General features: G+C 49.3%; 15 protein-coding genes. 3 read left to right on the forward strand and 12 right to left on the reverse strand.

Annotation, left to right across the window (positions count from 1 at the left end):
• Positions 1-51 precede the first annotated feature (51 nt).
• From sppA to ACI351_RS06530, 3 genes are all read left to right on the forward strand, one after another.
• A complete protein-coding gene (gene sppA / locus ACI351_RS06520) occupies positions 52-1,245 on the forward strand; it encodes a signal peptide peptidase SppA (protein WP_439734443.1) in 1,194 nt (397 codons plus the stop codon).
• Positions 1,246-1,254: 9 nt separating this feature from the next.
• Positions 1,255-1,818, forward strand: coding sequence for a hypothetical protein (locus ACI351_RS06525; protein WP_439734444.1), 564 nt, complete (start codon positions 1,255-1,257; stop codon positions 1,816-1,818).
• Between the two features lie 126 nt (positions 1,819-1,944).
• Positions 1,945-3,084, forward strand: a complete 1,140-nt coding sequence (locus tag ACI351_RS06530) for a hypothetical protein (protein ID WP_439734445.1) — start codon at positions 1,945-1,947, stop codon at positions 3,082-3,084.
• 105 nt (positions 3,085-3,189) lie between these two features.
• Here ACI351_RS06530 and ACI351_RS06535 read toward each other — a convergent pair whose 3' ends face one another.
• The 12 genes from ACI351_RS06535 to atpE all read right to left on the reverse strand — a co-directional run bounded on the left by ACI351_RS06535 (position 3,190) and on the right by atpE (position 14,061).
• Positions 3,190-4,320, reverse strand: coding sequence for a tetratricopeptide repeat protein (locus tag ACI351_RS06535; protein ID WP_439734446.1), 1,131 nt, complete (start codon positions 4,318-4,320; stop codon positions 3,190-3,192).
• 71 nt (positions 4,321-4,391) lie between these two features.
• On the reverse strand, positions 4,392-5,201 hold the full coding sequence (locus ACI351_RS06540; protein ID WP_439734447.1) for a prohibitin family protein: 810 nt from the start codon (positions 5,199-5,201) through the stop codon (positions 4,392-4,394).
• A gap of 63 nt (positions 5,202-5,264) precedes the next feature.
• Positions 5,265-6,404: an MFS transporter gene (locus ACI351_RS06545; RefSeq protein WP_439734448.1), complete on the reverse strand. Its 1,140-nt coding sequence runs from the start codon at positions 6,402-6,404 to the stop codon at positions 5,265-5,267.
• Positions 6,405-6,429: 25 nt separating this feature from the next.
• A complete protein-coding gene (locus ACI351_RS06550) occupies positions 6,430-7,290 on the reverse strand; it encodes a carbohydrate kinase family protein (protein WP_439734449.1) in 861 nt (286 codons plus the stop codon).
• 257 nt (positions 7,291-7,547) lie between these two features.
• A complete protein-coding gene (gene atpC, locus ACI351_RS06555) occupies positions 7,548-7,958 on the reverse strand; it encodes an ATP synthase F1 subunit epsilon (protein WP_439734450.1) in 411 nt (136 codons plus the stop codon).
• Positions 7,959-7,961: 3 nt separating this feature from the next.
• A complete protein-coding gene (atpD, locus tag ACI351_RS06560) occupies positions 7,962-9,380 on the reverse strand; it encodes a F0F1 ATP synthase subunit beta (protein WP_439734451.1) in 1,419 nt (472 codons plus the stop codon).
• A gap of 15 nt (positions 9,381-9,395) precedes the next feature.
• Positions 9,396-10,301 carry an ATP synthase F1 subunit gamma gene (atpG, locus tag ACI351_RS06565; RefSeq protein WP_439734452.1) on the reverse strand — a complete coding sequence of 302 codons (906 nt, stop codon included), beginning with the start codon at positions 10,299-10,301 and terminating at the stop codon, positions 9,396-9,398.
• A complete protein-coding gene (rfaD, locus tag ACI351_RS06570) occupies positions 10,288-11,244 on the reverse strand; it encodes an ADP-glyceromanno-heptose 6-epimerase (RefSeq protein ID WP_439734453.1) in 957 nt (318 codons plus the stop codon). Before rfaD ends, atpG begins: the two co-directional genes overlap by 14 nt.
• 10 nt (positions 11,245-11,254) lie before the next feature.
• Positions 11,255-12,781 carry a F0F1 ATP synthase subunit alpha gene (gene atpA, locus ACI351_RS06575; RefSeq protein WP_439734454.1) on the reverse strand — a complete coding sequence of 509 codons (1,527 nt, stop codon included), beginning with the start codon at positions 12,779-12,781 and terminating at the stop codon, positions 11,255-11,257.
• Positions 12,782-12,785: 4 nt separating this feature from the next.
• Entirely contained in the window at positions 12,786-13,319 is a 534-nt protein-coding gene (gene atpH / locus ACI351_RS06580; protein ID WP_439734455.1) for an ATP synthase F1 subunit delta, read from the reverse strand.
• Positions 13,319-13,813, reverse strand: a complete 495-nt coding sequence (gene atpF, locus ACI351_RS06585; RefSeq protein WP_439734456.1) for a F0F1 ATP synthase subunit B — start codon at positions 13,811-13,813, stop codon at positions 13,319-13,321. Before atpF ends, atpH begins: the two co-directional genes overlap by 1 nt.
• Positions 13,814-13,830: 17 nt before the next feature.
• Entirely contained in the window at positions 13,831-14,061 is a 231-nt protein-coding gene (gene atpE / locus ACI351_RS06590) for an ATP synthase F0 subunit C (RefSeq protein WP_432635219.1), read from the reverse strand.
• Between the last annotated feature and the right edge of the window lie 37 nt (positions 14,062-14,098).

Raw genomic sequence — 14,098 nt, forward strand, 5'->3', positions numbered from 1 at the left:
CAATTTAAATTGGTATAATTAAGTAAGATTTTTATTTGAAAGGAGCTTTCTATGTCTGAAAACGAAAAAGACGCGCCGATTCCTGCAGATACTGACACTAGTCTGCCGCGCGAAAGCTGGGAAAAAAAATTAATGGAGCACGAAAATACCGCTTTGTTTTCCAGCTCACAAGAACAAACAACCGAAACCGAAACAGATTCCACAAATAAAACAAAAAACTCCTCCGGAAAAGCAAAACTGTCCTCCGGCCGCGGGCTTTGGGCTTTGCTTTTGCTGTTGACGTTTACAGTATCCGCGTGCTGCGGATTATATTTAACCATAAAACCTGTCTCCTCTTGTGAAAAAGAAGTCCCCTCCGCACAAGAAACTGCAGACGATGAACCCGCTTCTGCCAAAATTGCGGATGCACTAAAAAAATCTAAATTACCCAAAACCGGTATCGCGTGGATTAAAGTGCGCGGCGTCATCGCGCAGGACAACTCTTCCGGTCCGTTTTCCCGCCCCACGGGTGCAGGTGCTATTGCAAAAAAAATCCGCGACGCGGCAGATGACAAAAACGTTAAAGCCATCGTGCTTGACATTAACTCCCCGGGGGGAACAGTGGCTTCTGTACAAAACATTTACGGAGAACTGTTAAAAGCCAAAGAAAACGGTAAAAAAATCGTAGCTTTATTTCGCGATGTAGCGGCCTCCGGCGGATTTTACATTGCTATGGCGGCAGACAAAATCGTAGCCGAACCCGGTACGATTACCGGTTCCGTCGGCGTAATTATGCAAACGAGTAACGTGGAAGGTTTATTTGACAAAATCGGCGTGAAGGTAATGCCCATCACTTCCGGAAAATACAAAGATATGGGCTCCGCCTATCGCCCGATGACTGATGCCGAAAAAGCCATTCTGCAGGATATGGTGAACGATACCTACACGCAATTTTTTGCAGCGGTAAAAGCAGGCCGACCGAACGTCACACCCGAAAATCTGACCGAATACACCGACGGCCGCGTGTTTACGGGCCAGCGCGCGTTTAACTTGGGATTTATCGATAAACTCGGCGGAGAAGAAGAAGCCCGCCTGTTGGCCGGAGAACTGGCCGGAATCAAAGACCCCAAAATCATCAATCAACGCCCGTCAGACGGACTCAGAGAGCTGATTTTCTCATTCGGTTCCAGTATGGAAAATCAGTCCTTGACTAAGCAGCTGCAAAGTTTGGCGACACCCAGCGTATCGTACTTATGGGTCAACTAAGGGGCTCATATGAATTTGCTGAAAACATATTTTCTATATATAAAAAACCCGAACGAAGCCTTGCGGGTCATCTTGCAAGAGCGCTCGCTTAAACAGGCGTGTGCGGGATATTTTGCGGCTACGCTGGGGTGGGTGTTGTTTTTCAACATCGGCGACGGTCTTTCTGTACCTGTCCTTATATTTAAACTGGCGGCCGTATTTGCGGCGGAACTGACGGCGGGATATTTCATTGCGTCTTTATGCGGACTGTTTTTGGATTTTTCCCGTATAAAAGTTTCACCCGCCGAACTCTTTTGTTTGGTAGGTTCCGCCGGATTTATTAAAGGATTGCTGATCGCGTTCGCACTCGTTTCCGCAACAGTACCGGACGCAAAACTCGGTTGGTTTGCGCCCATAGCGCTGGCATTTGTGTTTGCGCTTCAGCTCGGTTATTTAACGCGCGCATTAAAACGCGTCTGCACTATCGGTACCGGCAAAGCAATCGGTGCGTGGCTGTTTGGGTTTCTTCCCATCTGCACCGTATTGTTTCTATCCGGCATATTTTTTATTTGGACAGTCAGCCTGTTGTTCTAACGGATAAAACCGATCTTTGTGCCACGGAGTTTTTTACTTCGCCGCTTTTTATTTAAGCCCGCGGGCCTATCTGTTCCTGCGGGCAAAAGTCTTGGTGTAAAACGGTCCCGTTATTTATCATCTTATATGACAAAATTTTATTCCGGCGGACTCTGTATTGTATTCACGCTTGCGGGGCTTTCCGCAAACGCACAGGTTCCGGCCGTTGTAAAAAACCTGACGCGCGTTAGCGCCCAAATAGACAGGGCCGTCGTAACTGCCGCCCTGCATCAACAGCCGCTGCGCGCCGTTATGCCGCTTTTAAAAACAGGCAACGCCCCTATGCGCCCCTTGACGGCCCCCATTCCTCCCACTATCCGCAGTTCCGTTTTTACCGTACAAGCCACGCCCGAATCCAAACACAAAGGCAGTGCGTTTGCCGTGAATATAGACGGCCACGTGTGGGGCGTAACCGCCCGGCACGTGATGGACGATATCAACCATACGCCGTATATGACGTTCACAGACGAAAACGGCGTCCCCGTTACCCTAGAAGCCAAACCTTCCAAAGAAGGCAGTGCGGCCGGAGTGGACCTGGCATTATTTGAAATTCCGCCGCAGGCGCTGCCGTATCTCCAGCCGCTGGAGCTGGAGGACGGACTTCCCTCCGCCCACAGTGTACTTTCTTCAAGCGGTTTTGCACGCGGAAACTTTTTATCCCAGCCGGTACGGGAAGTGTTATTTGCCAGCCAATATCGTATTTTAACCAAATATGTTCAGACAAACGTACCTATGAACGGTTATTGCGGATCCCCGTTGTTACAAAACGGAAAAGTGGCGGGAGTGCATATTGGAAGTTTATTGGCGGGACAATCCAAGTCTGCCGATTGGTTCTCCGGTACGCTCGGCCAGTTTAACGCCCAAACGCACGATTTAAACATAGCCGTACCCGCCTTCTGGCTGCGCACGCTGGCGCGCCAGGCAAGCGGCGCGTATACTCCGCAGGAGGATATTGCGCTAGTGTTTAACGGCCTGCAGATTATGCGCCTGCATCCAACGGACGCCATCGGATTTATTATGCAGCTTCGCGACGGGCGCGTAATAAAAAAACTGCCGCGCTATCCGTTTATGGATTTTGCCCATTTGGAAACATTTTTTGATGTACAACAGGGAGATTTATTCCGTCTTGAGATCCAGTCCGAAGGCCGGATATATCCCCGCCGCCAAATATACTGGTACGAATGGACTGCGGGCGAAAATAATATCACCCAAACCCTGCGGAAATGAATAAATTCTATTTATACCGCTTGCTGTTTTATGTATTTGTACAAGGAGGCCAACCAAGGCACAGCCCGTTCTGACGGATTCGGGGCGTCCCTTGTCGGGCAAGCTTTAATGCAGCGCGTCCAGTAACGCCTGCGCATCTGTACTGCCATTTTGCGCAGCGCGGGAAAGCCACTCCTCTCCTGCTTTTTTATCCGCCGCCACGCCCAACCCTTTAACGTAAATCTGCCCCAATACATATTGGGCCGCTGTGTGGCCGTGTTCCGCAGCATCGCGGAAGAACTTAACAGCCAACGGCACAGACCGCTCTGTTCCCTGTCCTTGCATTAACATAAAACCCGTCATATACTGCGCGTTTATGTATCCGCCTGCTGCTGCGTTAGAAAACCACGCAAACGCATCTTGGTAACGAGGAGGGTCATCCTTATACGCTTCCTCTCCCAACGCATACTGGGCGGCGGGATACGCAAGTTGTGCTGCCTGCCCCATTAACTCCGCCGCTTTGACTGCGTTCTGCTCCACCCCTGCGCCACTACGATACATTTCCGACAGTTCATACGCAGCCTGCCCCAGTTTGTTCTCTTCCCACGCCAGCGTAAAAAGGCGCGCGGCTTCTTCATTATTTTGCAAAACGTAGCTCCCCCTACGATAAGCTAATCCGGCGCGAATCCGCGCGCTTGCACTGCCTTCCCGCGCGGCGGCTAAATCTTCTTCCAACGCTCTAATTTGCGCATACAGTTCGGGCTGGTCTTTTTGGGCTTTTTCCAAGGCTAAGGCGGATTCCGCATCCCCGTTCTGCGCCGCTAAAAAACGCCATAAAAGAGCCTCCCCTTGATGGGGCTCCATTCCACCAAGCCCTTCTTCATAAAAACGGGCCAGTTCACGCTGTGCGCGCGGTTCATCCGCCTGTGCCGCCACACGCAAATACACAAGAGCTTCGGCCTCGTCTTTGGGTAAGATATCGCCCGTTATATACAGTTCTGCCAATTCATATGCGGCTCCGGCGTCGCCTGCCAAAGCAGCCTTGCGGTACCATTCGGCAGCCTGTGCGCCGTCTTGTTTGACGCCTTCTCCTCGTTTAAAAAATTCCGCAGTCCGCACCGCGGCCTGTACATTTCCGCTTTGCGCCAAGGAAAGTTCCCGCGCAAAGGTCTTTTGCTCAGGCGTTTGATAAAATACAAACCAATAAATACCGCAAAAAACCGCTAAAAATAAAAGAATTTTAAAAACCGTTTTCATACATTCTCCAAATAAAAAATGGAAGAGAGACTCTCTCTTCCATTATACCTTTAAAATTTCCGGTACGGGGACTATTTTGCCATTACCAACGGCATTTGGTCTCCCGCCATATAAGTAGGCATACGTCCGTCCCATTTTTCAATCGCTTTTAATTGCGCTTCTACCTGACGCAGTTTAATTAAATTATCGGACACTACTTCACGCTGCAACCGCAAGGATTTGGCTTCCGCTTCTGCCTGAAGAATTTTCTGTTCGGCTTCTTTTTTTACTTTTTCTACCAAGTTTGTGGCGCGTTTGGCTTCCTGCTCGGCAATTTGTTTTTCTTCTACCGCTTTTAAAAACTGCGGAGAAAATTCAAAGTTCGTAATAGCAATATCAGAAACGATTACTTGTTTTTCCGCCATCTTAGATTTTAAGATTTCATCCAGCTCTTTGGCCACCTGCACGCGGTTGGAAATCAGGCTGTCAGCCGAGTATTTGGCGATAACGGCTTTCGTCCATTCCTCTACCATTGGTTTTAAAACTGTGGACGTGTACTCCGGCCCCAAGTTGCGGTAGATGGATTCTATCGTATCAGGCAAAATACGGTGGTTGATGGCCAAGGTCAAACCGACGGTCTGCAAGTCTTTGGAAAACGCTTCCGTATTAAAAGAATCTTTACGAATGCGGACGGAAAACTTTTCAATGGAGTCTATCAGCGGCAATTTAAAATGCAAACCTTCGCTGTATGCGCCCACAATTTTACCGAAACGCAGTTTTACGGCCACATTGCCCGCGGACACGGTAAAATAAGAACCGAGTGCGCAGACGGCCGCCAAAAAAATCACAACAGGAAGAACAAATTGTTTCCAATTCCAAGTAACTGGAGTAATATTTCTCATACAATCTCCTTATATGCGGATATATTTTTATTATACTTTTTTTCCCTAAGAAGCATACAAAAATTATTCCATCGAAGCGAAAAGCTTTTTCCCCGTCCACAACAAAAATAACGCGCCTGCAAAAAAGATACCGGCCGCCCCCGTTTGAGCGTGCACCACATCAGCAGCTATTCCCATCACCAGCGGAAAAATTGTTCCTCCAAAAAGCCCTGTAATCATCAGACCGGAGATTTCATTTTTCTTTTCCGGATTATGCAACATACCCTGCGAAAAAATAATAGAAAATATGTTAGAATTGCCAAAACCCGCAAGCGCAATACACACATACAACGGCCACTGTCCCCACAAAAAAACAAGCCCGCCCAGTGCGGCGGCCACACAACCCGCACTGACCCAAAAGAATTTTTTAGCCGAAAAGTGCGACAAAACAAAAGATCCCAACAAACAACCCGCCGTACGAAAAAGGAAATACACGCTGGGGGCGTAACCGGCGCGGGTTAAATCCAATCCTGTGCGTTCCATTAAAAGACGCGGGGCCGTTACATTTATGCCCACGTCAATGCCCACGTGGCATACAATACCCAAAAAACAACACAGGATAAACCCGTCGCCGAGCAGCCGGAAAACCTCCGCAAACGAAGACGAGGAAGCCTCCCCTCTCTCCTGAATTTTTTCACGGAATAAGAACATAAACGCAGCCGCTGCTTCCGCCAAAAAAATCAAGTATAACCATTTCCAACTGCCAAAACAGACGGCCGCACTCCCTGCAAGCAACGGAGCCAAAAAAGAAACAATAGCCTTAACAAACTGCCCAAAAGTCATTACTCCGGCCAGTTTATCCTTCGAAACTAGATTGAAAAGAAGCGGATTCAAAGCAACCTGCAACAGCGTATTTCCTAACCCCAAGAACGCAAAAGACGCCAACATCACGCCAAAAGAATAACCGGCAAACGGTAATACAAGTGCGCAGACAGTAAGAATTAAACCGACCAAAACCGTTTTGCGCAGACCAATTTTATTCATCATCATTCCGGTAGGCACGGAAAATACCAAAAACCATAAAAACACCATAGATGGAAGCAAATTGGCGACTGTATCGGACAAGCGGAAATCCGCTTTTATGTAATGCGTTGCCACACCGACAGCATCCACAAAACCCATCGCTACAAACGACAGCATAACGGGAAACAACGTTCCATACATACGTTTATCTCTTGACATCTTTCTCCTAGCGGTAAGACGGCCAAGCCCCTGCGCGGGAGCAAACAAACGCCGCCGTTTTAACGGCGTTTTCGTGCGCTTCCTGCAGGGTCTTCCCCGTCAAAACCCCATACACAAACGCGCCCGAAAAAGAATCCCCCGCTCCTACGGTATCTACTACTGTAACACGCGGCGTAGCTATGCGGGAGATATCGTTTGGTGTATAAACAACACTATATTTATCCCCCGCCGTAAAAATTAAATACCGCAGCTGATAGCGCTGCAACAAAACGCGGCAAATTTCTTCATCTGTCCCCGTCAAACCAAATAAATGGCGCAGGATGATAAGCTCGTCATCATTTAATTTAAATGCGTTAGCAAAACCGAGAAGTTCCTCTATGAGCGCTTTGGAATAATAAGATTGTCGCAAATTAATGTCAAAAAACCGTAGCGCGGACGGCCGTGCCGACGCCAATAACTTTTCCACCGTCTCCCGCGTGTGCATATGCCGAACCGAAAGTGTACCATAGCAAACGGCATCGGCGCGGGAAACAGCGTTTAACGCTTCGGGAGTGAGCGGCAGATGATCCCACGCCACGTCATCCACAATGCTATAAGAGGGAATCCCGTCTTTCATTTTCACAAGCACGTGTCCCGTAGGATAAGGCACGGTGGAAATGATTCCTTGAATTCCGCTCTTTTTTAGCTCCAGTAAAATTTCTCGCCCCCACTCATCATCTCCCACCGCACTAACAGCACAGCCTTCCGCCCCCGCCTGCACGGCGTGATATACAAAATTAATGGGGGCGCCTCCGGCACGTTTCCCTTCGGGAAACACATCCCATAACAGTTCCCCTATTCCTATGATAAATGGTTTTTTGTCTGTCATAAAATACCTTTGCTTATATTGTAACCTAAACGAGAAAAAGAGTAACCGCAAAAAATGGTTTATCCCAAATTTTGACCGCCAAATTAACAGCTATGTACGCCCATAAAACATAGTACGGGATATGCCCTTTACGAAAAGACCAATTCCCAATGATAAACTTCGGGAAAGACGAAGATTCCTTCCCAAAATAACAACGGACAAGAAATCTTTTTCTTATCCGTTGTACGTAAAACATCAGTTAATATCAGTGGTTATGATTACATCTTCCGTCTTTTGACCTTCATTCTCGCTATTGCCTGCTTAATCTCCATTTCTGCAAGTTCGAAGTCAATATCGGCATCCTTATTGGACAACGACTCTTTAGCTGCTTTAATTTTCTGCTTTTCGGCTTCTTCGTCAATCTCGTCCGCCAAAGACGCACTCTCGGCAAATACGTTTACCACATTGTTAAGCACTTCTACAAAGCCCCCCAGCGCGGCAAACGCTTCTTCTTTCCCGTCCTTTTTATAACGCAGGGAACCCATACCCAGCTGCACAATCGTTTTGACGTGTCCGGGCAATATCCCCATTTCCCCCAGCAGCGCGGGCAGAATAACCATATCCACCTGCAGGTCGGAAATAAGCTGTTTTTCCGGCGTAATTAAGTTAAGGGTCAGTTGTTTAGGCATAGCTTACTCTTTATCTTTTACCTGTTCGTATTTGGCGAGAACATCTTCAATTCCGCCGCACATATAGAAGCAGGATTCCGGAATATGGTCATATTCACCGGCCACAATACCTTTAAAGGCCTTGATTGTGTCGGCCAATTTGACGTACTTGCCCGCATAACCGGTAAACTGTTCCGCCACCGAGAACGGCTGCGACAGGAATTTTTGGATTCTTCTGGCGCGTGCCACAGTCTTTTTATCCTCATCGGATAATTCGTCCATACCCAAGATGGCAATGATGTCCTGCAAATCTTTATATTTCTGCAGCACTTTGCGCACGCTTTGGGAAACATCGTAATGCTCCTGCCCGATAATACGCGGATCCAAAATACGGGAGGTGGAATCAAGAGGATCCACAGCCGGATAAATACCCAAGCTGGCAATCTGGCGCGAAAGTACGGAGGTAGAATCCAAGTGCGTAAACGTAGCGGCAACCCCCGGGTCGGTCAAATCGTCGGCGGGCACATAAACGGCCTGAATGGACGTAATGGCGCCTTTTTTGGTAGATGTAATACGTTCCTGCAAGTTACCGATTTCGGTATTTAAAGTCGGCTGGTAACCTACGGCCGAAGGCATACGGCCCAAAAGGGCAGACACTTCGGAATTGGCCAACACATAGCGGAAAATGTTATCCAAGAACAACAAGGTGTCCTGTCCTTTTACATCGCGGAAGTATTCCGCCTGTGTAAGCGCGGTCAATGCCACTTTGGCGCGCGCCCCTGGCGGTTCGTTCATCTGCCCGTAGACAAGCACCGTTTTATCAAGCACGGAGCTTCCGTCAGACAGTTTGGATTCACTCATTTCCAGCATCAAATCGTTGCCTTCGCGGCTTCTTTCGCCTACGCCGCCAAAGACAGAACTGCCGTGGTGTTCGCGCGCTACATTGTTAATCAGCTCCATAATCAGCACGGTCTTGCCTACGCCCGCGCCGCCAAACAACCCCACTTTACCGCCTTTCATATACGGGGCAATTAAGTCGATCACTTTAATACCCGTTTCAAAAATTTCCGGTGTGGGATTTTGGTCCTCCAAAGAGGGCGGATTGCGGTGAATGGGCATATGCATTGCGGCGGGAATGTCGCCTTTATGATCTTGCGGTTTGCCCAGTACATTCATCAAGCGGCCGAGGCACGCTTCCCCCACGGGTACTTGCAACGACGCACCCGTATCTACGGCTTTGGCGCCGCGCTGAAGGCCGTCCGTACTTTCCAGCGACACGCAACGGACGATTCCATCGCCCATCTGTTGGGCCACTTCGGCCACGATTTTCGCGCCGCCGTCCATTTCAATTTCGACGGCGTTTTCAATGGCGGGGAGATGTTCCTGCTCAAACTGCACGTCTACCGCCGCACCGATAACTTGAATTACTTTTCCAGTCTTCATATTTTTCCTGTAATGTTAACCGTTAAGGGCATTGGCCCCGTTGACGATATCCAAAATTTCGTTCGTAATGCCCGCCTGACGCACTTTATTTAATTTTACGCCCAGCGCGCTGACAATTTCTCCAGCGTTTTTGCTGGCTGCGTCCATTGCATTCATGGTAGCGGCCAAATTAGCGGCCTGAGATTCCAGCAAAATACGGTACATATTAGCCTTGAAAAGACGCGGAACCAAAATGTTAAAAATCTCTTTGACCCCGGGTTCAAATTCAAAGTCACGTTCTTCCCGTTTATTTTGGCTTTGCTCAAAATTAAACGGCAAAATCTTTTGCTCCACCAAATTCTGGCTGGCCAGCGATTTAAAATCGTTATAAATCAACGTAACCGAACCCAGTTTTTCTTCAAAAAACGCTTTCATTACCGCTTCACCCAACAGCTCCGCGTGCGCATATGATACTTTGGGAAAAATCCCTACACTCTCGTACACAATACGCAGATTGGGCATTTTTAAACGGGCGAAAAAATCTCTTCCTTTCTTGCCGACGGCGAACAGCGTAACTTGTTTATCTTGGTGTTTTTTCAAAAAGTGCAGCGCCGCGCGCAAAAGGACCGCGTTGAATGATCCCGCCAAGCCTTTATCCCCTGTAATGACCAAAAGCCCGATTTTGGAAGGATCCCCCGTCCGGTTGACAAAAAACCGTCCGGCAGGGCTCTCACTTCCATCATCAGGCTGGGGCATAGCAAGAATGTCCTGCTTTAAATCGTCCACCATTTCCAGCATCTTTTTGGCAAACGGACGGGCGGCGGTCATTGCGTCCTGTGCTTTGCGGATGCGGGCGTTGGAGATCATCTTCATCGTCTGCATAATCTGCTGTGTGGATTTGACCGCTTTAATGTTTTGCCGTATATCCCTAAGCGATTCCATTTTTCACCTGCTGATTGCGCGCTTCCAACACGGCTACATAGTCGGCAATGCCGGCTTCCAGAGAATAGTCCGGCTCAAAGCCGAGTTTCTCTTTAGCAAGCGTCATATCCGCCTGCGTTTTAAGCTGGAAGAACGGATACGGATTGTCGATATATTCGGGCTCCAGCCGGGTGCCGAGTTCTTTATTTAAGCAACGGATGATATCGTTATAATCGCGCGGGATACCCGTAGCCGCGTTATAGACGCCCGTTTCTTTACCGTTATTTAATGCGCAAAGATTAATTTTTACAATGTCTTTAATGTACACAAAATCGCGCTGTTGTTCGCCGGATTTGAACACGCGCGGACGCTTGCCTTCCTTCATTTGGTTGTAAAGTTGGTATACCATACTGGCCATCTTACCCTTATAGTATTCCCCCGGACCGTAAACGTTGAAATAGCGCAGGCCGATAATCTTCATATCGTGGTTATCTTCGGCAAACAAACGGGCGACATTGTCCATCACGGCCTTAGAGAAGCCGTACACGTTTTCCGGCCGCGTGGACTGCGTTTCCGCATTTGGCACCGGCCCATTGCCGTAAACAGCCGCGCTGGAAGCGTAAATGACTTTTTTGATTTCATTTTCCGCCGCGAAAGTAAGCAAATTCTTAAACGCTTCTACGTTTTGCTCCATCATCGCTTTTTGATCCGTAACCGTAGTATCGGTAATAGCGGCCTCGTGGAAAATGGCATCAAAATACATATCGTGCATCATATACTCAAACAAATTCGCAGTAATGACGTCGCCTTTAAAGCCGGTTAAGTTGTTGAAATTTCCGTTTTTGGAAAAATCATCTACTACGGTTACTTCGTGTCCTTGGGCTTCCAGCGTTTTGGCAAGGTTGCTGCCGATAAATCCGGCCCCGCCGGTAACCAAGTATTTTTTCTTCGTTTTAGAGTCCATTACACCTCTCCTATTTGGCGGCTTTGAACACAGATTTGAAAGCGTCCAATAATCCAACCACTTTCTCTTCCAGTTCTTTCGTCAGCTCGTTGGAGGCGTTGAGTTCATCCAGCACGTCCGCACGTTCGGAGCGCGCATAAGCAAGCAGCTGCTTTTCATAAGAAAGCACGTCGGACACATTCACGCCGTCCAAATAACCGTGCACGCCCGCATACAATACTAACACTTCTTCGCCCACTTTAAGTGGAGAGTATTGGTCCTGCTTTAGCAGTTCCGTCATACGCTGGCCGCGGGCAATCTGGCGCTGGGATTCTTTATCAAGTTCGGAGCCGAACTGCGCAAATCCCGCCAGTTCCTGATACTGGGACAAATCAATACGAAGCGTACCAGCCACCGCACGCATTGCTTTGCGTTGGGCCGAACCGCCTACGCGGGATACGGATAAACCAACGTTAATGGCCGGTTTGATACCGCTTAAAAACAAACTGCTTTCCAAATAAATTTGGCCGTCCGTAATGGAAATGACATTCGTAGGAATATACGCGGATACGTCGTTCGCCTGCGTCTCAATGATCGGAAGCGCGGTCAGCGATCCTCCGCCGTTTTCTTTGGAAAGCTTGCACGCGCGTTCCAAGAGTCTGGAATGCAAGTAAAATACGTCCCCCGGGTAAGCTTCACGGCCCGGCGGGCGGCGCAAAAGCAAAGACATCTGGCGGTACGCCTGCGCGTGCTTGGATAAATCGTCATATACAATCAGCACGTCTTTGCCCTGCCACATAAAGTATTCGCCGATAGCGCAGCCCGCATAAGGAGCAATATATAACAAAGAGGCCGGATCGGACGCAGTAGCTGATACTACTACGGTATAATCCATTGCGCCGAAATCCGTCAGCGTTTTAACGACTTGCGCCACCGTGCTCTGTTTCTGGCCCACAGCCACGTAAATGCAGATACAGCGTTCCGATTCGGGAATGTTCTTTTGGTTGATAATGGCGTCTACCGCAATGGCAGTTTTACCCGTTTGGCGGTCGCCGATGATCAATTCGCGCTGTCCTTTGCCAATTGGCACCATCGCGTCAATGGCTTTGATACCGGTCTGAAGCGGCTGTTTAACGGGCTGACGGTCGATAATCCCGGGGGCAACGATGTCCAAAGGCATATTTTTGTCGGTCTTAATTTCCCCCTTGCCGTCAAGCGCGTTACCGAGCGGATCCACTACGCGGCCGATCATCCCCGCCCCGACGGGAATACTGATTACTTCTCCGGTGCGTTTTACGGTGCCGCCTTCGTGCACCAAATGATCCGCGCCCATCAGTACGCAGCCGACGTTATCATACTCCAAGTTCATCGCCATACCCTTAACTCCGTTTCCGAAGTCCACGAGTTCCGAGGCTTTGACGTTGGAAAGCCCGTGTACGCGGGCAATGCCGTCGCCTACTTGGATGACGGTGCCCACTTCGCTAATGTCGGCTTTGGCGTCAAAATGTTCTATTTTTTCTTTAATGATATTGGTTATTTCTTCTGGTCTGATTGCCATATAGTTACCGTGATTTCGTCAATTCTTCCTGCAGTTTGGCAAGCTGCCCTTGCAGGCTTCCGTCCACCAGTTCTCCCCGACACCAAATTTTGAGTCCCCCCAAAAGGTTCGGATCCGTGTGAAAAGAAACCTCTGCCTTGCCGCCGTAACGCGCAGACAGGGCTTCTTCGGTCTTCTTTTTTTGTTCGGCGGAAAGCTCCCGCGCCGAAAACACCTGCGCGCGGACGATATTCAGCCTCCCGTCCAAAAGCGCTTCTACCTCCCGCGTAACAGCGGGTAGCAGCGCATAACGTTTGGCATCAAGCAAAAGTTCAATAAACGAAGCCGTTACCGGCGCACCGGCCAAAGCAGCGCGTACCGCATCTTTCTTTTGCTGAAGCGTAACGCGTGGACTGGTCATAAATTCGTGCACCGAAACAAGCGCTTCTTCCGCCGCACGCAAATCCGCCGTGCGGCGGACGGCTTCCTCATTTGTGGAGCTTAGCCCGTCGTAAGCGGCGGCGTAACGCTGCAACGCGATTCTATCTGAACTATTCATTATTTGGCCTTTACTTCTTCCAGCACGCGGTCAACCGCCTCTTGGGCGGACGCGTCGCTGATTTGCTGACGGATGACTCTTTCAGCAGCCAGCACGGCTGTACGGGCGATTTCGCCGCGTACTTCGGCCAGCGCTTGGTTCTTTTCGGCTTCAATTTGCGCTTTGGCTTGCTGTGTTAAGCGTTCGGATTGTTCCTTTGCCGCAGCCAGCATCTGGTCGCGCTGTGCCTCCCCAACGCGGACAGCTTCCGCCATTTTTTTGGCGGCTTCATCTGCAATTTGGGCCAGCTTTTCGTCCAGTTCGCGCTTTAATTGTTCCGCAGACTCACGGGCTTCCTGCGCCTGTTTTTTGTCATCGGCCACTTGCTGTTCGCGTTTTTCCAAGGCGCCGATAATGCCTTTCCACGCAAATTTTTTAAGCAAGTATACCAAAAGCAAAAAGTTGCAGACGGTAAGAATCATCACCCCGTAGTCGGGTTTCAATAAATCTTCCATAGCCGCTTCCTAACGGGTTATTTCATTACCATCGTAAGCAAGCAGATAACGAGGCCCAACATCGCGGCGCCTTCGAGCAAAGCGGCAATGATGATCATCGTGGTGCGCAGATCGGAACCGGCTTCGGGTTGACGGGCGGTACCTTCCAAAGCCGCGGCGCCGATTTTACCCAAACCGAGGCCCGCGCCAATGACGGTAAGTCCCGCGCCGATACCGGCCGCAATATATTTAAGTGCTACGAGTTCCATATTCTTTCTCCTTTTGGGCCGAAGCCCTTTGTACTAG

Source organism: Candidatus Avelusimicrobium sp. (assembly GCF_051874775.1).
Lineage (GTDB): Bacteria > Elusimicrobiota > Elusimicrobia > Elusimicrobiales > Elusimicrobiaceae > Avelusimicrobium.